The organism is Nocardia sp. NPDC050712, assembly GCF_040654295.1.
In the GTDB taxonomy this organism is placed as follows: domain Bacteria; phylum Actinomycetota; class Actinomycetes; order Mycobacteriales; family Mycobacteriaceae; genus Nocardia.
Genome location: NZ_JBFAHT010000002.1, coordinates 1,989,562 through 2,010,545, shown reverse-complemented (window position 1 = coordinate 2,010,545; position 20,984 = coordinate 1,989,562). Strand labels below are relative to the sequence as shown.

Below are 20,984 nucleotides of genomic sequence, written 5' to 3'. Positions count from 1 at the left end.
AGGACGACGATGACCGACGTGATCTCGACAGTGCTGCAGGAGCAGCTACACAAGCGCTACGGCGCGGCAGCCCCGGTGGTGACCGCGGAGGTCGGCAACCAGACGCTGGAGGTGCTGCTGCGGCATCGCACCGTGCGGCAGTTCCTGCCGGGCGAGATCAGCGAAGCCGAACTGGCCGTGATCCTGGCCGCCGGCCAATCCGCCTCCACATCGGCCAATTTCCAGTTCACCAGCGTGGTCGTCGTCGACGATCCCGAGCTGCGGGCGCGGCTGGCCGAGCTGGCGGGCGGCCAGCAGCTGATCAACGACGCCGCGGTCTTCCTGGTGTGGCTGGCGGACTGGTCGCGCAATATCGACCTCGCCCGAGCCAACGGGCACACCGTCGAAGCCACCGAGTACCTCGACAGCGCGCTGTCGAGCGTCATCGACGTCACGCTGTCGGCGCAGAACACCGCCGTCGCGGCCGAATCTCTCGGCTACGGAATAACGTTCGTCGGCGCGCTGCGCAACAACATCGACGCTGTCATCGAGTTGCTGCGACTGCCCGAGCACATCTTCCCGGTCTACGGCCTGGCCATCGGCATCCCCGACCCGGCCGACCCGGCCGACGTGAAACCCCGCTACGGCCAGAGCGTGGTGGTGCACCGTAACACCTACACCCGGCCCGCGACCGAGGATGTCACCGACTATCTGGACCGCATCAACGCCTACTACCGCGAGCAGGAACTGCCCGCGGACTGGGTGAAGAACCGTCTCGCCGGCCGTATTTCGACCAAGGAGAGTCTGCACGGGCGGCAGGGGATCCGCGGCACCTTCCATCGTCAGGGCTTCCCGCTGAAGTAAACGCACACGGCCCGGCCACCTCGGAAGGTGGCCGGGCCGTTGTGTATTCGCCGCTCAGTTCCGATGCAGCCAGGCGTCGAAGAACTGCAACCGCGCCGAAGCCTCGAACTTCAAGTCCGACACCGGCTTCGCGACCCCGACCGCTTGGGACAGCTCGATCGTCGGAATCCACAGTCCGTGCTCAAGCACCAACTGCTGCGCCTTGCCGATCAACTGTGCGCGTGCGGCGGTGTCGCCGGCCTGCAATTCGGCCGTGAGCGCCTCGTCCAGCGCCGGAATCGGACCGCGCACATTGAAATTGCGGCCGTCCAGCCCGAACGTGCTGCGCAGGATGTCCCCGTCGGCCCGCGTGAAGTTGTAGTACAGCGCGTCGTAATCCTTGCTGTTCTGGCGCGCCGTGTATTCGGCGTCGGAGAGCAGTTCGAGCCGCAGATCGATTCCAGCCTTGCGCAACTGCTGCTGTGCCAGTTCGAGAATCGACTTGTTGCCGGCGAACGCGGCCGTGAACGACACCGCGAACGAGAGCTTCGTACCGTCCTCCGCGCGGATGCCGTCACCGCCGGGCACCCACCCCGCTTGTTCCAGGATGCGGCCGGTGGCTGCGACGTCATGACCGAGCTTGGTCGAAAGGTCGGTATAGGCCGGGGTTTTCGATGCCAAGGTGCTGCTGGCGACCTTGTACTGCGGACCCAGGACGGTATCGACGATCTCCTTCCGGTCGATGGCGGTGAGCAGCGCCGAACGCACCGCGGCATCGGCCAGTACGCCGCGGGTGAGGTTCGGTTGCAGCCCGAACGGAATGCCGGGATTCGAGGTCACCTGCACCCGCGCACCCGTGGCTTCGATCTGCGGGGCGTCCTGTGGGAGCACGTCGCTGACGGCATCCAGTTGACCCGAGGACAAGCTGCCCGTGCGCACCCCGGACTCCGGCACCACCCGGAACTCGATGCGATCCAGGTACGCCTCGCCTTGATGCCCGAAAACAGCCGAGCCCCAGGCGTACCCGGCCCGCTTGGCCAGCACGGCCGACTGCCCCTGCCGGTACTCGGCATAGGTGAACGGCCCGGTTCCGACATTGTCGCCCAGGCAGCGCTGCTCGGCCGGTTTCGCCGTGGTGGATTCGGCTTGAATCCCCAGCTGCGGCGTCGAAGTCGCTTGCAAGAACTGCGCATTCGGCTGGCTGAACTCCACCCGCGCGGTCAGCGGATCCAGCACTGTCGTGCCGGTGTACCCGAACAGGTAGGTGGCGCCCACCGGAGCCTTCGCGGTCGTGATCTTCTGCACGATGGCGTCGAAGTTCTGCCGCACGGAGGTCGCCGTGAACGGCGTGCCGTCACTGAAGGTCACATTCGGCCGCAGCTTGAAGGTGAAGCTCTTCGCGTCCGGGCTCACCTCCCAGCTCTGCGCCAGCCACGGCTTGATCTGCCCGGTCGCCGGATCCTGATCCGTCAGCGAATCCACGATCTGCCTCGTCACATACAAGGTCTGGTTCGTCTGGGACTGCGCCGGATCCGAACAGGTCGGCGCCAGCGACAATCCGTAGCGCAGGGTGCCGCCCGGTTGCGGCGGTCCGGCCGGATCGCCGGAGCTGGTGTCGGAGCCGCCACAAGCGGCGAGCGTCGCCGTCGCGGCGAACACGCCGAGCAGGGCTACAGAGCGTTTCATCGAGTTCCTCGGGTTGACGAATAGCGTTGCGCCTGACGCTATTTGCCGAAATCCGGCCTGTCAGCGGTCTCGTTCGCCCTGAATCGAATGCTTGCTAGCCGGTCGCGGGCCCGGCGCCGAGCGGGTACTCGGCGGAACCGACCACGCAAGGGGGTGCCGTCAGGGCACTCGGAACGCCCGCCGGTAGGCGCCCGGGGTTGTGCCGACTTGTTTGTGGAACCGGCGGCGCAGGTTGACCGCGGAGGTGAGGCCGACACGGGTCGCGATGGCTTCCACCGGCAGGTCGGAGGTTTCCAGGAGGGTGCGGGCGGCGATTACGCGGCGTGCGAGCAGCCAGGCGCCGGGGCTGGTGCCGAGTCGGTCGGCGAAGCGGCGGGCGAGGGTGCGGGGGGAGATGTTGAGGTGGGCGGCCATGTCCTCGACCGACAAGGGCGTGGCCAGGCGGGCGCCGGCCCATTCGAGCAGGCCGTCCAACGCGTCCCCGGGCGGTGCGGGTGGCATGTATTGGACCTGGCCGCCCTCGCGGTGCGGCGGCAGCACCATGTGCCGCGCGATGAGGGCGGCGTGCGGGGCGCCGTGGTCCCGCCGGACGAGGTGCAGGCAGAGGTCGATGCCGGCACCGGCCCCGGCGCTGGTGGCGACATCGCCGTGGTCGATGTAGAGCACATCCGGCTGCACCCGGACCCGGGGGAATTCCCGCGCCAGCTGATCTGCCCGCGCCCAATGCGTGGTGGCCGAGCGGTCGTCCAGCAACCCCGTGCGCGCCAGGGCGAACACGCCGGCGCAGATCGTGACCAGCCGTGCCCCGCGGGCGTGCGCCGCCAGCAGTGCCTGGCGCACACCGTCGGAGAGCGGCGCTTCGACCGGCGTCCAGCCGGGGATCAGCACGGTGTCGGCGGTCTCCAGCGCCGAAAGCCCCTGGGGCACCGACATGGCGTACCCGGCCGTAGTCGGCACCGGGCCGGGGGTTTCCGTGCAGACCTCGAATTCGTAGTACTGCGGTATCCCGTCGCGGCGCGTTCCGAAAACCTCGACGGCACAGCCGAGTTCGAAGGTCGGCTGCACCGGCCGGACCAGAGCCGCCACACGATGCATGGCAGAAAAGTACCCTATCGAGTCATTTCTGACACTTTCCGGGGGTGCACCGCCTGCGGCACCGTAGAACCCATGCACCCCGAAATCCTCGCCCAGCCGGGCTACCAAGCCGCCGCCGTCACCGATTCCGCTGTCCGGGAACTGTTTCCCGGAATCCGGCTCCGTCCACTGTGGCGCGGCCCCGCGGGCGCGCACGCCAACGTGCTGGAGATGGACGCGGGCGCCTCCTGGCCGCACCGCGACGTCCACGAACCCGGACCGGAGGAGGTCTACGTGGTCGCGGGCACGTTCAACGACGGTGCCCGTGACTACCCGGCAGGCACCTTCCTGCACGCACCGGCCGGTTCCTGGCACGTGCCCGCCACCCGGACCGGCTGCACGCTGTTCCTCTTCTACCCCGAGGGGTAGGCCGCATCCGGCACCCGCGGTGGGCGGAGTTCTCAAGAGAAACTTCAGTATTCGTGTAGGGATTCTCGGCGATTGGAAGTCGCGGAATATCGGGTCGGCGCGCCTAGCCTCCTTGGAGAGATACCGCAGGACGGCAGAAGGACGCACCATCGCGATGAAGATAAACGGATTCCGCAAGCTCTTGGCAGCGGGCACGGTAGCCATTGCCCTCGCGACGGCGCTGACCGCATGTGGTGGCTCGCCGTCGTCAGGGAATGGGCCGGCCGGTGACCCGGTTTTCGGCGGCACGCTGAAGTTCTACGACCCGATCGAGTACACGGCATGGCTGCCGACGAATTCGATCTGGTCCAACAGCCAGGTCGCCAACAATCTGGCCGAGCGCCTGACCTGGCAGGATCCCAAGACCGGCGCGATCAAGCCGTGGCTGGCCAAGTCCTGGCGCATCAGCGACGATAAATTGACCTACACCTTCACTTTGCGCGAGGGCGTGACCTTCAGCAATGGCGATCCGGTCGACGCCGCGGTCGTGAAGGCGAATTACGATCAGCACGGCCTGGGTGACAAGGCGCTGGGAATTCCGCCGGACCGCTTCTTCTCCGATTACAAGTCCAGCGAGGTGATCGATCCGCTGACCGTGCAGGTCTCGTTCACCAAACCGAATGTGGGTTTCCTGCAGGTGGCGTCGTTCTACCGGGCGGGCTCGATTCTGGCGAAGCCATTTCTGGCCCAGGACCTGAACGGTCAGGGGCAGGCCAAGAATTGGATCGGCTCCGGCCCGTTCGTGGTCGAATCGGTGAGCGGCACGACCGGGATCACGCTGAAGCGGCGCGAGGACTACAACTGGGCGCCCGAGGGTTCGGGCCACCAGGGCAAGGCCTACCTCGAGCGAGTGGTCTTCAAGACCGTGCCCGAGGCCGGCACCCGGGTCGGCGCGCTGAAGTCGGGCGAGGCGCACATCGCGCGCAACATCGCGCCCTACGACGAGGACACGGTGACCGCGGGCGGCGGCGTGATCGAGGCGTTCCCGGTGCAGGGCCAGACCAATAAGCTGTCGTTCCAGCTGGATTCGGTCACTCCGGTGCTCGACAAGAACGTCCGCCTGGCCCTGCAGGCGGCGACCAACCGGCAGGAGATCAACGAGACGGTCCTCTCGCCCAGCTATCCGGTGCCGAAAAGCATTCTGGTGCAGGGAACTCCGAACCGCGGTGAGGCCTCGCGCTATCTCGGTTACGACCTGGACCGCGCCAAATCGCTCTTGACCGCCGCGGGCTGGCAGCCCGGCGGTGACGGCATCCGCGTCAAGGACGGCAAGCGTCTGCAACTCGACATCTGGGTCGCCCCGTACTACCAGGTCGCCCAGCCGGTGCAGGAACTGCTGCAATCGCAGTGGCGCAAAGCCGGTGTCGAGCTGAAGATCAACGCCACCTCGCTGACCGACTACGAGGCCACCCAGCTCGCCCGCCCGGACAATTGGTCGCTGGTGCAGGGCCAGACCTCGCGCGCCGAGGCCGATGTGCTGCGCACCGCGTTCGACAGCGGCGCCACCAATGAACTGCACGCCGGCACCCCGGACGAGAAACTGAACGAGCTGGTGCGGGCCCAGGCCTTCGAATTCGATCCGGCCAAGCGGACGGCGGCCGTGCAGGCCATCGAGGATCACCTGTTCGCCGAGGGCTATGTGATTCCGCTGTACGACGAGACCCAGGTCTTCGGCCTGGCCCCGTCGGTACACGGCTTCAGCACCGAGTCCACGGCTCGCACCTGGTTGTACGACACCTGGATCGCGGAGTAGGCGGATGCATATCTACGCCGCGAAACGCCTCGGGCAGGCCGTGCTGGTGCTCTGGGCCGCCTACACCCTGTCCTTCGTGCTGCTGAGCGCCCTGCCGGGCGATTCGGTCAACAATCGGATCCAGAACCCGGAGGCCCAGATCACCCCCGAGGCCGGGCGGATCATGCTGGAGTACTACGGCCTGGATCGCCCGGTCTGGCAGCAGTACCTGCACAGTCTGGCCGGGCTGTGGCGCGGCGATTTCGGCTTCTCGCTCACCAACGGCAAGCCGGTCGAGGAGCTGATCGGCCAGTCCTTGCCGGGCACGATGCAGCTGGCGGGGCTCGCCCTGGCCTTCGGGCTGGTGTTCACCGCGGTGGTCGCGGTGCTGGGCAATTACGCGCCGTGGGCCTGGTTGCGCGGCCTGGCCGGGTCGGCTCCCGCCCTGTTCGCCTCGGTGCCCACCTTCGTGGTCGGCATCCTTGCCCTGCAATATCTTTCGTTCCGATTCCAGCTGATCCCGTCGGTCGACGACGGCACCTTCCGGGCGCTGCTCGCGCCGTCGGCGACCCTGGGCCTGCTGATCGCCGCTCCGCTCTCACAGGTGTTCACCGGCTCTATCCGCAGCACCCGCCGCCAGCCCTTCGTGCACGTGCTGCACGCCAAGGGCGCGGGGGAGGGTTTCGTCTTCCGCAAGGACGTGCTGCGCAATTCCGCCCTGCCGGTGCTGACGCTGCTGGGCCTGGCGTTCGGTGAACTGATCGCGGGTGCGGTGGTGACCGAATCGGTCTTCGCTCGCGACGGCATCGGGCAGCTCACCGTGGGCGCGGTGAACACCCAGGATCTGCCGGTGGTGCAGGGCGTGGTGCTGCTGTCCACGCTGGTCTACGTCCTGGTCAATCTCGCGGTGGACCTGGCCTATCCGTTCATCGACCCGCGTGTCCTGGTGGACGGCAAGTCGCGCCGGTTCACCCGGGCCGTGGTGGCGCGGCGCAAGTCGCCGATCGTGGCGGTGCTGCCCGCGCCGCGTCCGCTCCCGGTCGAGGCGGCCATGCCATGAGGCGCTGGAGTCTGGTGCTCGCCGTGGCGGTGGTCGCGCTGGCGGTGCTGTGGGCCACGGTGCCGCAGCTGTTCACCGATGTCGATCCGCTGGCGGTGAATCCGGCCGCGAAGCTGCGCCCGCCGTCCGGTGAGCACTGGTTCGGCACCGACCAGCTGGGCCGTGACCTGTACGCCCGGGTCGTCTACGGCGCCCGCGCGTCGCTGACCGGCTCGGCCCTCGCGGTGACGGTCGGCGTCGCGGTGGGCTCGCTGCTCGGGGTGACGGCCGGCTGGTTCGCCGGATTCACCGACAACGTGGTCATGCGCGTCATCGACATCCTGCTGTCGATCCCGGGGTTTCTGCTGGCCATCACCTTCGTGGTGCTGCTCGGCTTCGGGGTCTTGCAGGCCGGGGTCGCGGTCGGGCTGACCTCCGCGGCCACCTTCGCGCGATTGATTCGCTCGGAGGTTCTGGAGGCGCGCACCAGCAACTACGTGGAGGCCGCGATCACCAGCGGGGCAACCACTTTCGCGGTGCTGCGCCGGCACGTGGTGCCCAATTCGATCGCCTCGACCATCTCCCTGATCACCGTGCAGTTCGGTATCGCCATCATCTGGATCGCCTCGCTGAGCTTCCTCGGTCTGGGCGCGCAACCGCCCGACCCGGAATGGGGCCGGCTGGTCTCCGACGGGCGCAACTACATCGCCACCCGGGGCTGGCTCACGCTGTGGCCGGGGTTGACGGTCGTGGCGGTCGTCCTGGCGACCAATCACCTCGCGCACCATCTCAGCAGGAGGGCGTCGTCATGACCGTCGCACCGCTGTTGGCCGTGCGGGACCTGACCGTCGGCTACCGGGTGCGCCGCCGCTTCGAGCCGGTGGTGCACGACGTCTCCTTCGACCTGCCGCCGGGGGAGGTGCTGGCCCTGGTCGGCGAATCCGGCTCGGGCAAGACCACCACCGCGCACGCCATCCTCGGGCTGCTGCCACACACCGGCGCGGTCGCGGGCGGTCGGATCACCTTCCGCGGGCAGGAGCTGACCGAGCTGTCGCCCAAGGGCTGGCGCGATATTCGCGGCCGGGCGGTGAGCCTGATCCCGCAGGACCCGGGTTCGTCACTGGATCCGGTGCGCCGGGTCGGGCATCAGGTCGAGGATGTGCTGCTGCTGCACACCGAACTCGACGCCGAGGCCCGCCGCCGCCGGGTGTACGAATTGTTCGAGCTGGTCGGCTTCACCGAGGTGGAGCGGCGCTATCGGCAGTATCCGCACGAGCTGTCGGGCGGCATGCGGCAGCGGGTGCTCATCGCGGCGGCGGTAGCGGCCGAACCCGACCTGATCATCGCCGACGAGCCGACCTCGGCGCTGGACGCGACCGTGCAGCAGCAGGTCCTGGATCTGATCGACGACATTCGCCGTCGCACCGGTACCGGCGTGGTGCTGGTGACCCACGACCTCGGCGTGGCCGCCGACCGCTCGGATCTCCTCGGCGTGATGCGCCAAGGCCGCCTCGTGGAATTCGGGCGCACGAAAGACGTTGTGGCACAACCACGGCACGAGTACACCGAACACCTGCTGAACAGTGTGCCCGCACGAGTCGGCGCCGCCCGCGAACGCACGCCCGCGCCGGCACGGGAGCCGATCATCCAGGTCACCGGCCTGGTGAAGCGGTACGGCGACGCGACCGCCGTCGACGACATCTCCTTCCGGGTGGGCCGCGGCGAAACCTTCTCCCTGGTAGGCGAATCCGGCAGCGGTAAGTCCACCACGGCCCGCGTGCTGACCGGCCTGACCACGGCCACCTCGGGACGGATCGAGTTGCTGGGCACCGAAATCAGCACCCTGGGGCCGCGGGCTTTCCGTCCGCTGCGCCGCGAGGTGCAGATCGTCTACCAGAATCCCTTCTCCTCCTTCGATCCTCGGTTCGACGTCTACGACGTGGTCGACGAGCCGCTGCGCTCGTTCCAGCCGCGGCGCGGACTGCGCCGGGGCAAACGGCCGAACGAGGACCGGGTGGTCGCGGCACTCGAAGCCGCCGCGCTCCCCGCCGATTTCGTGAACCGGCATCCGCGCGAGCTGTCCGGTGGTCAGCGCCAGCGGGTGGCGATCGCGCGCGCCCTGATCCTGGAACCCGCGGTGCTGGTACTGGACGAGCCGATCTCGGCACTCGACGTCTCGGTGGCCGCGCAGATCCTGGATCTGCTGCGCACGCTGCAAGAGGAGCGCGGCCTGACCTATCTGTTCATTTCCCACGACCTGGCCGTGGTCCGAGCGATCTCGGACCGGGTGGCGGTACTGCGGCAGGGCCGAATCGTCGAGCAGGGCACGGTGCACGAAGTGTTCACCCGTCCCGCCGAGGATTACACGGTTCGCCTGCTCGACGCGATCGCCGGCCGCCGCTCACTCCCCGGAGGCTTGTCATGACCACCGCACAACCGGCCACCCTGGCCGAGGCGCTGCCCCGCATTCGCGCGGTGCTGGCCGAATTCCCGAAGGGCGCCGGCGAACGCGATCTCGCCTTCGAACATCCCGACGCGCTGATCCAGGCCCTGGCCGAGGCGGGGTTCGGGCGGCTGCGGGTACCGGCGGAGTTCGGTGGCTTCGACGTCGATCTGCCCACCCTGTTCGATCTGCTGGCCGAGGCCGGTGCGGCCGATGCCAATGTCCCGCAGATCTGGCGGGGGCATTTCACCACCACCGAGATCCTGCGCGCCGAAACCGATGTGGTCGTGCGGGAGCACTGGTTGCGCGTGGTCGGGCAGGGCGCGGTGTTCGGCAACGCGCAGTCCGAGCCGTCTGCTGTGGTCGCGGAAGCGGTTGCCGCGCAGCAGGTGTCGACCGGGTGGGGTGTCACCACCACCCGGGTGCGGGAGGGCGCGGACGGTGCCCGGTATGTCTCGGGCACCAAGTTCTATTCCACCGGGTCGCGTTTCGCCGATTACATCCGCGCCGCCGTGGCCGATGCCGACGGGGTGCGTGGATTCGTGGTGATTCCGGCGCGGCACGAGGGCGTCACCCATGTCGACGACTGGGACGGCATCGGGCAGCGCCAGACCGGCAGCGGCACCACGCTTTTCGCGGATGTCCCGGTGCAGCCGCACGGCGACATCGGCCGCTATCGCGAATCGCTGCGCGGCCTGGACTCGTTCGTGCAGATCGTGCACCTGGCGAATCTGACCGGTATCGCCCGCGGCCTGGTGCGCGAGACCGCCGACATCGTGCGCGCGCGGTCCCGCACCAGCCTGCACGCGCTGACCCAGGACGCCACCGCCGATCCCGAGGTGCTCGGTGTGATCGGCCTGCTCGAAGCGCGCCGGCTCACCGCCGAAACGCTGCTCCGGCATGCCGCCGAACGGCTCGAGGCCGCGCACGCCTCCGGCCTCGAAACCGATTACACGACGGCCTATCTCGACACCTCGGCCGCCCAGGTGGTCGTGATCGAGGCGGTACTGGACGCCGCGACGCGGGCCTTCGACGCGGGCGGCTCCTCGGCGGTGCGCAACAGCGTGCACCTGGACCGGCACTGGCGCAACGCGCGGACGCTGGCCTCGCACAACCCCGTGGTCTACAAGCCGCGGGTGATCGGAGACTTCGTGGTCAACGGGAACGCCCCGGTGCCCGGCTACTACACCAACCGCCCGTCGGCCGCCGACGCCGAGGAAAGGATCGCGCAGTGAGCAACCTGCTGCATCTCAACGTCAATATCCTCAATGCCGGAGTCTTCGGCGGCTCCTGGCGCTTCCCGGGCACCGACGGCGCGGCCTCCTACTCGATCGAGCACTACACCTCGATCGCGAAGAAGGCCGAGGAAGCCAAGCTGGACGCGGTCTTCCTGGCGGACGGTCCGGTGCTGGATCCGGGCATCGAACACCGCACCGGCAACAACCTGGAGCCGACCACGGTGCTGGCCCGGGTGGCCGCGCAGACCGAGCGCGTCGGGCTGATCGCCACGCTGTCCTCCTCCTACAACGATCCGGCCGAAGTGGCGCGCCGGCTCGGCGACCTGGACCACGTCAGCGGTGGCCGGTTCGGCTGGAACGTCGTCACCACGGCGGGCCCGATCGCCGCCCGCAATTTCGGGCGGACCGGGGAGCCGGATCACGGCCTGCGCTACCGCCGCGCCGCGGAGTTCGTGGAACAGGTGGTGGCGTCCTGGGCCGAGCGCACCGATTTCGTGTCCCCGCAGGGCCGTCCGGTGGTGGTGCAGGCGGGTGGCTCCAGCGACGGCAAGCGGCTGGCCGCGCGGGTCGGTGAGGTGATCTTCTCGGCCGAGCAGGACATCGACAAGGCACGGGCCTTCCGTGACGAATTACGTTCCGGGGCTGCCGACTTCGGCCGCGACCCGGACGAGATCGTGGTGCTGCCCGGCCTGTCCACGGTGCTGGGCAGCACCGAGGCCGAGGCGCGCGAGCGCCGGGAACTGCTCGACGAACTGCTCCCGGATGCCTACGCCCGCCAACGGCTCGCCGGACAGCTCGGGTTCTCCCTCGACGGCCTGGACGACGACGCGCCGATCCCGGCCGAACTGCTCGTCGAACCCGACACGGCCGGTGGCTCGCAGACCTTCTACCGCGTCGTGCGCGACCTGGTGGATCGCGAGAATCCGACGCTGCGGCAACTGCTGAAGAAGCTGTCCGGTGGTGGCGGGCATCGCATCGTGGTCGGCACCCCGGAACAGGTCGCCGACGACATCGAGCGCTGGTTCCGCGCCGGGGCCGCCGACGGTTTCAACGTGATGCCGGACGTCTTGCCCTCGGGCTTCGACGATTTCGCCGACCACCTGGTGCCCGAGCTGCGCCGGCGCGGGCTGTTCCGCACCGACTACGACGGGACCACGCTGCGCGATCACCTCGGTCTCGGTCTCCCGCCCGTGCCCACCGGCGTATGGGACCGCGGCCCGCTCGAAGCCGCTCGCTGAGCGATCGTACGAAAGAAGAGGCAGGACAATGGGTTTTCCGATTCTGATCGATATCGCGGTGCGCGATCTGGGGGCCGCGGTGGCGATCGCGACGGCCGCCCGGGAGGCAGGCGCGGCCGGGGTGCGGGTCCGTGACGCGGCGGGTGAGCGGGCGGCGCTCGATCCGAGCGTCGTCGCGTCCTACCTGGCCGGAATCGCCGACGGCATCGGCTATCTGGTGGATCTGCCGACCACGGGCAACGCGCCCTACAACGCGGCCCGGCGCATCCTGTCCTTCGACCGCGCCACCGGCGGCCGCTCGGGCGTGGTACTGCGGACCGGTTCCGGCGACGAGGTGAGCCGGGCCACCGCGCCCGACCCGGCGGCCACCGATCCGGTGCGGCGCTGGGCGGAGTACGCCACCGTTCTCACCCGGCTCTGGGAGTCCTTCCCCCGGGAGGCCCTGATCGCCGACCAGGAACGCGCCCGGGTGGTGGATCCGGCGCTGATCTCGGCGATCGACTACGAAGGCCGGTACTACCGTGTTGCGGGCCCGCTCGACGGCCCGTCCTCGGTGCAGGGGCGTCCGGTGCTGGCCGTCGCCGATCCGGGTGAGCTGGGGTGGGACGTCGTCGCGGGCAGCGCGGATGTGGTTGTCGTGGAACGAGATCGGTCCGCCGAGGCGAACACCGCGTTGGTCGCCGCGCTGGCGACCACCGACCGCGAACGGGCGGATATCGCGTTGCTCGGCGTGGTCTCGGTCGCCCCGCTGGCTGCTGTCGAGGCCCGCGCGGTGGCGGACGACCTGTCTGCCTGGGTCACCGCCGACGCCCTGAATGGTCTGACGCTCGCGCCGACCGGCAACCCGGACGAGATCGTGGCGACCATCCACGCGCTGGTGCCCCTGCTGGCTTCCCGGCCGGCCGGGCCGACCCTGCGCGAGGGGCTGGGACTGCGAACATTTGTGGGAGCGGCGCGATGACCGCCGTGCACAACGGTCGAGCGGCCGTCGGTCTGACGGTCGCCGGGATCCGGGACGCGCTCCGACCGGCATTGGATCGACTGGCCGCGACCGCGAACGAGCGCGAGGCCGTGCGCGACTACGCGGTCGCCGATGTCCGGGAGCTGGCCGAGGCCGGGATCGCGCTGGCCGGCATTGCCGTCGAGGAAGGCGGTGCGGGCGGCACGGTGCGCGACGTCGTCGATCTGGTCATCGAGGTCGCGCGGGCGGATTCCAGTGTGGCGCAGGCCTTGCGGAGCACTTTTCTCATCGCGCATCAGGCCGTGAATCGCCCGGATCTGCCGCAGCGGGATCTGGTGCTGGCCCGGCTGCGGAACCGGGATCTGTTCGCGGGCACCGCCAACGAGCGGACCGGGGGAGCGAGCGGGCAGACCTATGCCACCGCGCGCGCCGACGGGGAGGACTGGATTGTCAACGGCGAGAAGTACTACTCGACCGGCGGGCTGTACGCGAGCTGGTTCTCCACCCAGGCGGTGACCGAGGACGGCACCCTGCTGCGGTTCACCGTGCCGGTGGATCGCGCCGGAGTGCAACTGCTGGACGACTTCGACGCGGTCGGTCAGCGCCTGACCGCCAGTGGCACTACCCGTTTCACCGAGGTCCGGGTGGCGGCCGCGGAGGTCACCACGGCCGGGTTGATCGAGAGCGTGCCCGGCAATCCGTGGGCGGGCTCGTTCGCGCAGCTGTATCTGGCCGCCGTGCAGGCGGGTATCGCGGCCCGGGCGTTCGACGACGCGGTGCGCTACGCACGCGAGAAGGCCCGGCCCATCAAGCACAGCTCCGCGACCGCGAGCGTGGCCGATCCCTACGTGCGCGAGACGATCGGCGAGATCGCGGCCAGGGCGCAGGCCGCGCGTGCGGTAGTCCTGCTGGCGGCCGAACAACTCCACGAAAACCGCGGCCTGACCGGCGAGCGCGCGCGCACCGCCGGCGCGGCCGCCGCCGTGCACGTGGCGCAAGCGGGCGTCATCGCCATCGAATCCGCCTTGCGCGCAGCGGAATTACTGTTCGACGTCGGCGGCGGCTCCATCACCGACCGCGCGCACGGCTTCGACCGGCACTGGCGCAACGCGCGCACCGCGGCCAATCACAATCCGCGGCAATGGAAACAGGCGGTCGCGGGCGCGTATCACCTGACCGGCGAAGACCCGCCCACCACCGGCCTGTTCTGACCATCCGAGATTTCGACACCGAAGAAGAGAAGAGAACCCCACCGATGAACTACGGTCCCCACGAACTGACCTACGCGGCCGCCGAGAACCGCTACGAGCAACTGCCCTACCGGCGCACCGGCAAGTCGGGCCTGGACCTGCCCGCCTTCTCCTTCGGCCTGTGGCAGAAGTTCGGCACAGACTACGCCTTCGCCACCCAGCGCGAGATCATCCTGCACGCCTTCGATCTCGGCATCACCCACTTCGACAACGCCGACCGCTACGGTCCGCCGCATCGCGCCGCCCAGCAGAACTTCGGCCGGGTGCTGGCCAAGGACCTGGCGCCGTACCGCGACGAGCTGATCCTGTCGACCAAGGCGGGCAACGCCATCGGGCCCAGCCCGTACCAGCGCGGCGGCTCGCGCAAATCGCTGCTGACCTCGCTCGAGCACAGCCTGCGCGATCTGGGCACCGACTACGTCGACATCTTCTACCACCACGTCCCCGATCCGGAGACTCCGCTCGAGGAGACGGTCAGCGCGCTGGTGAGCGCCGTGGAGCAGGGCAAGGCGCTCTACATCGGCATCTCGAACTATCTGCCGGATCGCACCCACGAGACCGCGGAGCGGCTGCGCGCGGCCGGTGTGCCGCTGCTCATCCACCAGGCCCGCTACTCCATCTACGATCGCCGCCCCGAGCGCAACGGGCTCCTGGAGACCGCCGATCAGGACGGCTTCGGCGTGATCGTGTACTCGCCGCTGGCCCAGGGCCTGCTGACCGACAAGTACCTGGAGACGATCCCGGCCGGTGCGCGGGCGGTGAACAGCACCTTCCTGTCACCCGACGTCATCGACGAGACCTACCGCGCGCGCACCGCCGAACTCAACAAGCTGGCCGAGGCGCGCGGGCAGTCGCTGGCACAGCTGGCCCTGCAGTGGGTGCTGCGGCGATCCGAGGTCACCTCGGCGCTGATCGGCGCGAGTTCGACCGCACAGCTCGACCACAACATCGCCGCCCTGACCTTCCCCGCGCTCACCGACGCCGAACTGGCGCTGATCGACGAGCACGGCGTGCACGGCACCGGACTCCGGCTCTGAGTTCCGGCTAGATCCTCTGGAGGACACCATGACAGCGGTCCATCGCAGCACCCTCGGCGCGGGCGTCGAGGACGGCCGGAACTTCCGGCTGGGCTTCCTGCTCCACCTCGATCGCGATATTCCGCCGGCCGACGCCTACCGGGAGGCGATCGACCTGTTCCAGGCGGCGGAGGAGCTCGGCTACGACTCGGGCTGGGTGATCCAGCGGCACTTCCGGCAGGGGCGCGAACATGTCTCGTCCCCGCTGGTGGTGCTGGCCGCCGTCGCCGCGCACACCTCCCGGATCCGGCTCGGCACCGGGGTGCTGGTGCTGCCGCTGGAGGATCCGCTGCGGGTGGCCGAGGACGCCGCCACCCTGGACGAGATCAGCGGTGGCCGCTTGGAACTGGGGGTCGGCTCCGGGCCGTTCCCCGGTGCCTGGGAAGCCTTCGGCAAGGACCTGAACCGCAAGCACGACGAATACGACGCGGCGGTCGCCCGGCTGCACGAGGTGCTCGACGGTGGGGCGCTCAACAGTCTGGGCGAGGTGCTGCACCCGCCCGGAGCCGGTGTGCGGCAGCGCCTCTGGCAGGCGACCACCGGCGAGCCGGGACGCGCGCACGAGGCGGCCGTGGCGGCGGCCCGGGCGGGCGACGGTTTGCAGTTGTCCCGCGCCACCAGCTGGCGAGACGGGAGTATCGCTGCGGCGCAACAGAATCAGGCCGCCTGGATCGCGTCGTACCGGGAGGCCTGGACGCGGACCGATGCCGCACCCCGCGTCCAGGCCTCCCGGGCGGTGTATCCGCACCCGGATCGCGACGCCGCTCTGACCCTGGTCGAGCCCGGGGTGCGGCGCTGGCAGAGCTGGGCGCCGGCCGACCGCGGTATCGACCGGCTCAGCGTCGCGGATTATCTCGACGCCGATCACGCGCTGGTCGGTCCCGCGCCGGAACTGGCGGACGAACTGGCCGCCGACCCGTCCTTGGCCGGCATCACCGATCTGCTCCTGAGTTTCGTGCCGGGCGTGCCGGAACCCGACGAGCACGTGCGCCTGCTGGCCGCGAGCGCTCGGGAGCTGGCTCCGGCGCTGGGCTGGACCCCGGCCTCCTCCTGACCCTCGGGTCTTCCGCTTCACGAGAGACTGCTCATGCCTGGATTCCACCTGAACCTGTCCCTGATGACGCCGGGGCACTTCCGGCACGCCTGGCGGGCCGAACACGCCGACCCGCTGGCCTACCTGGATATCGACTACTTCCAGCGGCTGGCGCGGATCGCCGAGGCCGCCAAGATCGACGCGGTCTTCCTCGGTGACGGGCCCGCCCTGCGCGGGGAGATCGAGGAGGCGCCCGGCACCGGCATCGACCCGCTGGTGCTGCTGGGCAACCTGGCGGCGGTGACCGAACGTCTCGGTGTGGTGATCACCGCGTCGACCACCTACAACTCGCCCTACAACCTGGCCCGCCGCTTCCAGGCGCTGGACCACGTGACCAAGGGGCGCGCCGCGGTCAACATCGTCACCACCGGAACCCCGGCCGCCGCAGCCAATTTCGGCCTGGACGAGCATCCGGACAAGACCACCCGCTACCGGCGGGCCTGGGAATTCCTCGATGTCGTCACCCGGCTGTGGGACAGCTGGGAGCCGGACTGGCTGATCGCCGACAAGGAACGCGGCCGCTACGCCGACACCGGAAAGATCCACCGGATCGACCACGTGGGTGAATTCTTCTCCGTCGCAGGGCCGTTGCCGGTGCCCTCGGGGCCGCAGGGCCGTCCGGTCGTGGTGCAGGCCGGTGGGTCCGAGGGCGGATTGAAGCTCGCCGGCGACTTCGCCGACGTGGTGTTCACGGTCGCGCAGACCCAGGCCAAGGCGGTCGCGTTCCGTGAGGATATCCGCCGCCGCGCCGCCGCATCGGGTCGTCATCCCGACTCGGTGAAGATCTCCCTCGGCGTCGTGGTGCTGGTCGGCGTCACGGCGGCCGAGGCGCGGCGCCGTGAGCGAGAGTTGTACGCGAACTTGCCGATCGAGCGGTTGACCGCCAACCTGCTCAACGATCTCGGCCTGCCACCCGGTAGCGTCGGCCCCGACGACCCGATCAACGCCGCGGATCTCCCGGATGTCGTTCCCACGGGCGCGTTCTCGGCCGGGTTCGCCGTCTCCACCCGCGCGCTGATCGCCGAAAGCCCGCGCACCCCGCGCGAGCTGATCCAGGGCGGCGCGGGCGGTTCCGGCCATCGGCTGCTGGTCGGCTCCGCCGAGCAGATCGCCGACGACCTGGCCGCCTGGTACGCCGCCGGGGCCGCCGACGGATTCACGATCATGCCCGCCGAAACCGCCGTCGACCTACCGGCCTTCACCACCCTGGTGGTGCCGATCCTGCAGGAGCGCGGCCTTTTTCAACGCGAATACACCGCCCCGACCCTGCGCGAGCGCTTCGGCCTGCCCTTCCCCGGGCAGGAACTCCCGACCGCCGCCTCCGCCTGATCCGAACCCCACACTGCCCGGCCCGCATGCCATGCGGGCCGGGCAGGTGCGTCTATCGGCCTATCGCTGCGGAACCGACGGTGTGGTGGTGGGCAGCGCGGCCGCATCGGGCAGCAGCGCCCGGCGGAAGCGGGCCAGCGGCACCAGTGCCAGCGCGGCGAGCAGCGCGGCCGCGCCCATGATCACCAGAAAGCGCCAGTCCCGCAGCCAGGCGGCGGCCAGCGGCGCACCGGCGCGGGAGAGGGCGATCGGCACGGTCATCAGCGCGGCGATGCCGGCGAAGCGGGCCACGCCGAAGGAGTCGGCGACGATCGACGGGCGGGCCACCACGCTGGTGCCGTAGCCGAGCCCGAAGGCTGTGACGCACACCAGGGTCAGAGGTAGGGAGGTGCCCGCCAGCGGGAGCCCCAGCAGGCCGAGGCCCTGGCAGGCGAAGGACACCGCGGTGACCCCGGTCATCCCGTAGCGCCGGGCCAGCGGGGCCAGCGCGAGCCGTGAGCCGATCTGCGCCACACCGATGACGATGGGCAGCGTGGCCGCGGTGGTGGCGACGAATCCGGCGTCGCGGAAGTAGGTGACCATCATCGTCAGGAACGCCGAGGTGGCGGCGGACTGCGCGACGAAAGCCAGGACCAGCAACCAGAATCGGTGATCGCGCAGCGTGCTGCCCCCGGCTACGACGGGTGACTCGGCGATGCGGCCCAGATGCGCGGCTCGGCTCGGCACCGCCCACAGGTGCGCGGGTATCGCGATCACCGCCAGTTCCGCCGCCAGCAGTACAAGTGTTGTCCGCCAGCCGAATCGGGCGTCGAGGTGGCCGACGAGGAAGTAGTAGAAGCTGGTCGCGAGCCCGCAGATCATGGTGACCGCGATGATCGCGCGGTCGCGATGGTGCGGTTCGGCGGCGACCACCAGCACCGCGAACGCCACCTCGTAGGTGGACATGGCCAGCGCGCCGCCGATCAGGGTGAATGCCAGATACAGCTGCGCCAGGTTCTGCGCCTGCGACCAGAGCAGCACCGCGACGACGCCGACTCCCGAACCGGCGGCCATCAGCGTCCGGCCACCGTAGCGGTCCAGCAATCGCCCGACCGGGACCGCCGCGACCGCGCCCACGAGCGTGGAAATCGTGGCGGCGGCGGCGATCGCGGTGCGCGAGGCGCCCAGGGCGTCGGACATCGGCAGCAGCAGGACGGTGAACGCCTGGATCATCGCGCCGTAACTGACGGTCTGGGTGACAGCGAAGACCGCGACCAGCCGAAGCGGGCCGCGGTCCTGCCGGAGTGCTGTGTCAGTGGTGGTGCGGATGCTCATTCGGCGAGCAGCGGCAGCAGCCGATCGCCCTGGCGCTCGATTTCCCGCAGGTACGGGGTGTCGGACAGCACGAAATGGGTGACACCGAGATCGCGATACTTGCGCAGAGAGTTCGCGACGTCGGCGGGGGAGCCGACCAGCCAGGTGGTGGCCGCGCCGCCACCGCCGTACCGGCCCGGAGTGGTGTAGAGGTTGTCGTCGAGCACCTCGCCGCGTGCGGCCAGATCGAGCAGGCGCTGCTGCCCGACGGCGGTGCGCCGGTGCGGGTTCTGCCCGGCCTCGCCCTGCTGCGCGGCCATCTCGGCCACCTTCGCCTCGGCCTCGGCCCAGGCCTGTTCGGTGGTGTCCCGCACGAAAGTGGTAATACGCAGCCCGAATTCGAGCGGTGCGTGTTCCCGGCCGAGCTCGGCGCTGAGCGCCTTCAGGCGTTCGATGCGCTCGCGCACCCCTTCGAGTGGCTCGCCCCAGAACAGCTGGACGTCGGCCTCGGCGGCGGCGACCCGCTCGGCCGCCTCGGACGCTCCGCCGAAGTAGAGCTTGGGATGCGGGCGCCCGGCGCGGGCCACGACGCGCGGTTGCACGGTGGAGTCGGTGACCTGGAAGTGCTCGCCCCGGTAGGTGACGCGCTCCTGCGTCCACAGCTTGCGGACCAGTTGCAGGAATTCCCGGGTGCGCGCGTACCGGTCGGCCTGCTCACCGTCGCTGTCGCCGTAGGCGGCCAGATCGTCCTTGCCGGAGACGATATTCACCCGTACCCGGCCGCCGGTCAGATGGTCGAGGGTGGCGGCGGCCGAGGCGAAGTTCGCGGGCCGCCAATAGCCGGGGCGGACGGCGATGAGCGGTTCGAAAGTGGTGGTGCGCGCGGCGAGCGCGGTGGCGGTGGTGAAGGTGTCCGGGCGGCCCCAGCCGGTGCCGAGCAGTGCGCCCTTCCAGCCGTGCTTCTCCAGTGCCAGCGCGTGCGTGGTGAGGGTATCGAGACTGTTGTGTGCCGTGGTGACGGGCTCGCCGCGATGCCCCGGGGTGACCTGATTCGGGATGTACCAAAGGAATTCGAGACTCATCGAGGGTGGTTCCTATTCGTCGTTCGGGGGTGGATCAGCGGGCGAGCCGGGCCAGCTGGGCCCGGCGAACATCGGTGGTCTGTCCTTGGACCAGGACGAAAAGCGCGGAGCGCGCGTGTAATTGGGCGGTGTCGTCGGTGCCGAGCCCGCGCCCGGCCCGGGCGATCAGCAGCGCTCGGGTGAGTGTGGACAGCGCTTCGCCGCTGGCGACCTTGGTGCTCAGGCGTTCGGCGATCCGGTGATCGCCACCGCCGAGCCTGGCCGCCTGATCAGCGAGTGTGTAGGCGGCCGAACGGATCTCGGCGACCCGCGGACGCCAGACCTCGGCCACCTCCCGGCCGAACTCGCTCTGTTCCAGTTCGCGCAGTACCGCCTCGGCCAAACCGAAGTGGTGTCCGCGGGCGTCACTGGCCACCCCGAGATCGAGGTGCCGGCTGTGTTCGAGGGAGTGCGCGGTGAGTACGTGCGCGTCCGGGACGAAGACCTGATCGATCCGCACCCGCGCGGTCCGACTACCGGTGACCGCGCTGAGCGGCAGCGGTCCCGCGCTGGTGATCCGGTCGCCGACCGGGAGCAGCGCGGTCACGACCGTCTCGGTCGCCGGATCCACCGCGGCGACGGTCAGCGCGCCGTGCAGGCCCCAGCCGCTGACCCAGGAGAGGGTGCCGTCGAAAGTCCAGCCGCCCGCTGATTTCCGCGCCCGCAGGTAGTGCTCGGGGTAGCGGCGCACATCGCTGACCCCGGCCCCGAGCAGCAGTTCGCCGCGCAGCACGCGATCGGCCAGCGGAGCCCGCGGTGCGGGTGTCTCGGCGATCCGGCCCGCCATGGGCGCGTGCTGGGCCCAGACCAGCCAGGTGTTGAAGCAGGCCCCGGCGATGATCTCGTGCAGGCGCCGATCGGTATTGCGGTCAATGCCCGCCCCGCCGAATTCCGCGGGCGCGGTGTGATTGAGCAGCCCGAGCCCGGCGAGTTCCGCGATCCGCTCCGGGGTGACCCCGGCCCGGTCGGTGTCCAGCGCCGCGGGCCGCAGCACGGATTCGGCATAGTCCCGCACGCGGAGCACGAACGGATGCGTATCCGCCGCGGTGACGGCTGCGGCCGGGTCGATTGCCGTATTACCCGCCGTCATTCCCGCACCTTTCGTTCGGCATATCGATATC

General features: G+C 69.7%; 18 protein-coding genes. 13 read left to right on the top strand and 5 right to left on the bottom strand.

The window, feature by feature from the left end; all coding sequences use genetic code 11:
- Positions 1–9 precede the first annotated feature (9 nt).
- Positions 10–843 (top strand): NADPH-dependent oxidoreductase, encoded by an 834-nt coding sequence (locus tag AB0H76_RS20180; protein ID WP_357325790.1) that lies wholly within the window; start codon positions 10–12, stop codon positions 841–843.
- 54 nt (positions 844–897) lie between these two features.
- On the opposite strand, the gene AB0H76_RS20175 is transcribed toward AB0H76_RS20180, so the two are convergent.
- Both AB0H76_RS20175 and AB0H76_RS20170 read right to left on the bottom strand, forming a co-directional pair.
- The gene (locus AB0H76_RS20175; protein ID WP_357325787.1) at positions 898–2,508 is read right to left on the bottom strand and encodes an ABC transporter substrate-binding protein; all 1,611 of its coding nucleotides are present in this window, start codon (positions 2,506–2,508) and stop codon (positions 898–900) included.
- Positions 2,509–2,667: 159 nt separating this feature from the next.
- Positions 2,668–3,603: a helix-turn-helix domain-containing protein gene (locus AB0H76_RS20170; protein WP_357325784.1), complete on the bottom strand. Its 936-nt coding sequence runs from the start codon at positions 3,601–3,603 to the stop codon at positions 2,668–2,670.
- A gap of 72 nt (positions 3,604–3,675) precedes the next feature.
- Between AB0H76_RS20170 and AB0H76_RS20165 the strand changes: the two genes are divergently transcribed.
- The 12 genes from AB0H76_RS20165 (at position 3,676) to AB0H76_RS20110 (ending at position 17,449) form a co-directional block, all read left to right on the top strand.
- Entirely contained in the window at positions 3,676–4,011 is a 336-nt protein-coding gene (locus AB0H76_RS20165) for a cupin domain-containing protein (protein WP_357325781.1), read from the top strand.
- Between the two features lie 154 nt (positions 4,012–4,165).
- On the top strand, positions 4,166–5,803 hold the full coding sequence (locus tag AB0H76_RS20160; RefSeq protein ID WP_357325778.1) for an ABC transporter substrate-binding protein: 1,638 nt from the start codon (positions 4,166–4,168) through the stop codon (positions 5,801–5,803).
- Between the two features lie 4 nt (positions 5,804–5,807).
- Complete coding sequence (locus tag AB0H76_RS20155) at positions 5,808–6,842, top strand: ABC transporter permease (protein WP_357325775.1); 1,035 nt, start codon at positions 5,808–5,810, stop codon at positions 6,840–6,842.
- The gene (locus tag AB0H76_RS20150; protein ID WP_357325772.1) at positions 6,839–7,633 is read left to right on the top strand and encodes an ABC transporter permease; all 795 of its coding nucleotides are present in this window, start codon (positions 6,839–6,841) and stop codon (positions 7,631–7,633) included. The genes AB0H76_RS20155 and AB0H76_RS20150 overlap by 4 nt, the downstream gene beginning before the upstream one ends.
- A complete protein-coding gene (locus tag AB0H76_RS20145) occupies positions 7,630–9,246 on the top strand; it encodes an ABC transporter ATP-binding protein (protein ID WP_357325771.1) in 1,617 nt (538 codons plus the stop codon). The genes AB0H76_RS20150 and AB0H76_RS20145 overlap by 4 nt, the downstream gene beginning before the upstream one ends.
- On the top strand, positions 9,243–10,499 hold the full coding sequence (locus AB0H76_RS20140) for an acyl-CoA dehydrogenase family protein (protein ID WP_357325768.1): 1,257 nt from the start codon (positions 9,243–9,245) through the stop codon (positions 10,497–10,499). The genes AB0H76_RS20145 and AB0H76_RS20140 overlap by 4 nt, the downstream gene beginning before the upstream one ends.
- Entirely contained in the window at positions 10,496–11,740 is a 1,245-nt protein-coding gene (locus AB0H76_RS20135; RefSeq protein ID WP_357325765.1) for an LLM class flavin-dependent oxidoreductase, read from the top strand. Before AB0H76_RS20140 ends, AB0H76_RS20135 begins: the two co-directional genes overlap by 4 nt.
- 28 nt (positions 11,741–11,768) lie before the next feature.
- Entirely contained in the window at positions 11,769–12,701 is a 933-nt protein-coding gene (locus AB0H76_RS20130) for an LLM class flavin-dependent oxidoreductase (RefSeq protein WP_357325762.1), read from the top strand.
- Positions 12,698–13,912, top strand: coding sequence for an acyl-CoA dehydrogenase family protein (locus AB0H76_RS20125; protein WP_357325760.1), 1,215 nt, complete (start codon positions 12,698–12,700; stop codon positions 13,910–13,912). Before AB0H76_RS20130 ends, AB0H76_RS20125 begins: the two co-directional genes overlap by 4 nt.
- A 44-nt stretch (positions 13,913–13,956) precedes the next feature.
- Entirely contained in the window at positions 13,957–14,988 is a 1,032-nt protein-coding gene (locus AB0H76_RS20120) for an aldo/keto reductase (protein WP_357325757.1), read from the top strand.
- 28 nt (positions 14,989–15,016) lie between these two features.
- Positions 15,017–16,081, top strand: coding sequence for an LLM class flavin-dependent oxidoreductase (locus tag AB0H76_RS20115; RefSeq protein ID WP_357325754.1), 1,065 nt, complete (start codon positions 15,017–15,019; stop codon positions 16,079–16,081).
- Between the two features lie 33 nt (positions 16,082–16,114).
- Entirely contained in the window at positions 16,115–17,449 is a 1,335-nt protein-coding gene (locus tag AB0H76_RS20110) for an NtaA/DmoA family FMN-dependent monooxygenase (protein WP_357325751.1), read from the top strand.
- A 60-nt stretch (positions 17,450–17,509) separates the two neighbouring features.
- On the opposite strand, the gene AB0H76_RS20105 is transcribed toward AB0H76_RS20110, so the two are convergent.
- From AB0H76_RS20105 to AB0H76_RS20095, 3 genes are read right to left on the bottom strand one after another with little or no spacing between them, the layout of a single operon-like run.
- Positions 17,510–18,763 (bottom strand): MFS transporter, encoded by a 1,254-nt coding sequence (locus AB0H76_RS20105; RefSeq protein WP_357325749.1) that lies wholly within the window; start codon positions 18,761–18,763, stop codon positions 17,510–17,512.
- On the bottom strand, positions 18,760–19,824 hold the full coding sequence (locus AB0H76_RS20100; protein ID WP_357325746.1) for an LLM class flavin-dependent oxidoreductase: 1,065 nt from the start codon (positions 19,822–19,824) through the stop codon (positions 18,760–18,762). The genes AB0H76_RS20105 and AB0H76_RS20100 overlap by 4 nt, the downstream gene beginning before the upstream one ends.
- Positions 19,825–19,858: 34 nt before the next feature.
- A complete protein-coding gene (locus AB0H76_RS20095) occupies positions 19,859–20,953 on the bottom strand; it encodes an acyl-CoA dehydrogenase family protein (RefSeq protein WP_357325743.1) in 1,095 nt (364 codons plus the stop codon).
- Between the last annotated feature and the right edge of the window lie 31 nt (positions 20,954–20,984).

What these genes read in the sequence shown, in the direction of transcription:
- AB0H76_RS20180 (WP_357325790.1), top strand. Translation starts at nt 10, where the DNA reads ATGACCGACGTGATCTCGACAGTGCTGCAGGAGCAGCTACACAAGCGC.
- AB0H76_RS20175 (WP_357325787.1), bottom strand. Translation starts at nt 2,508, where the DNA reads ATGAAACGCTCTGTAGCCCTGCTCGGCGTGTTCGCCGCGACGGCGACG.
- AB0H76_RS20170 (WP_357325784.1), bottom strand. Translation starts at nt 3,603, where the DNA reads ATGCATCGTGTGGCGGCTCTGGTCCGGCCGGTGCAGCCGACCTTCGAA.
- AB0H76_RS20165 (WP_357325781.1), top strand. Translation starts at nt 3,676, where the DNA reads ATGCACCCCGAAATCCTCGCCCAGCCGGGCTACCAAGCCGCCGCCGTC.
- AB0H76_RS20160 (WP_357325778.1), top strand. Translation starts at nt 4,166, where the DNA reads ATGAAGATAAACGGATTCCGCAAGCTCTTGGCAGCGGGCACGGTAGCC.
- AB0H76_RS20155 (WP_357325775.1), top strand. Translation starts at nt 5,808, where the DNA reads ATGCATATCTACGCCGCGAAACGCCTCGGGCAGGCCGTGCTGGTGCTC.
- AB0H76_RS20150 (WP_357325772.1), top strand. Translation starts at nt 6,839, where the DNA reads ATGAGGCGCTGGAGTCTGGTGCTCGCCGTGGCGGTGGTCGCGCTGGCG.
- AB0H76_RS20145 (WP_357325771.1), top strand. Translation starts at nt 7,630, where the DNA reads ATGACCGTCGCACCGCTGTTGGCCGTGCGGGACCTGACCGTCGGCTAC.
- AB0H76_RS20140 (WP_357325768.1), top strand. Translation starts at nt 9,243, where the DNA reads ATGACCACCGCACAACCGGCCACCCTGGCCGAGGCGCTGCCCCGCATT.
- AB0H76_RS20130 (WP_357325762.1), top strand. Translation starts at nt 11,769, where the DNA reads ATGGGTTTTCCGATTCTGATCGATATCGCGGTGCGCGATCTGGGGGCC.
- AB0H76_RS20125 (WP_357325760.1), top strand. Translation starts at nt 12,698, where the DNA reads ATGACCGCCGTGCACAACGGTCGAGCGGCCGTCGGTCTGACGGTCGCC.
- AB0H76_RS20120 (WP_357325757.1), top strand. Translation starts at nt 13,957, where the DNA reads ATGAACTACGGTCCCCACGAACTGACCTACGCGGCCGCCGAGAACCGC.
- AB0H76_RS20115 (WP_357325754.1), top strand. Translation starts at nt 15,017, where the DNA reads ATGACAGCGGTCCATCGCAGCACCCTCGGCGCGGGCGTCGAGGACGGC.
- AB0H76_RS20110 (WP_357325751.1), top strand. Translation starts at nt 16,115, where the DNA reads ATGCCTGGATTCCACCTGAACCTGTCCCTGATGACGCCGGGGCACTTC.
- AB0H76_RS20105 (WP_357325749.1), bottom strand. Translation starts at nt 18,763, where the DNA reads ATGAGCATCCGCACCACCACTGACACAGCACTCCGGCAGGACCGCGGC.
- AB0H76_RS20100 (WP_357325746.1), bottom strand. Translation starts at nt 19,824, where the DNA reads ATGAGTCTCGAATTCCTTTGGTACATCCCGAATCAGGTCACCCCGGGG.
- AB0H76_RS20095 (WP_357325743.1), bottom strand. Translation starts at nt 20,953, where the DNA reads ATGACGGCGGGTAATACGGCAATCGACCCGGCCGCAGCCGTCACCGCG.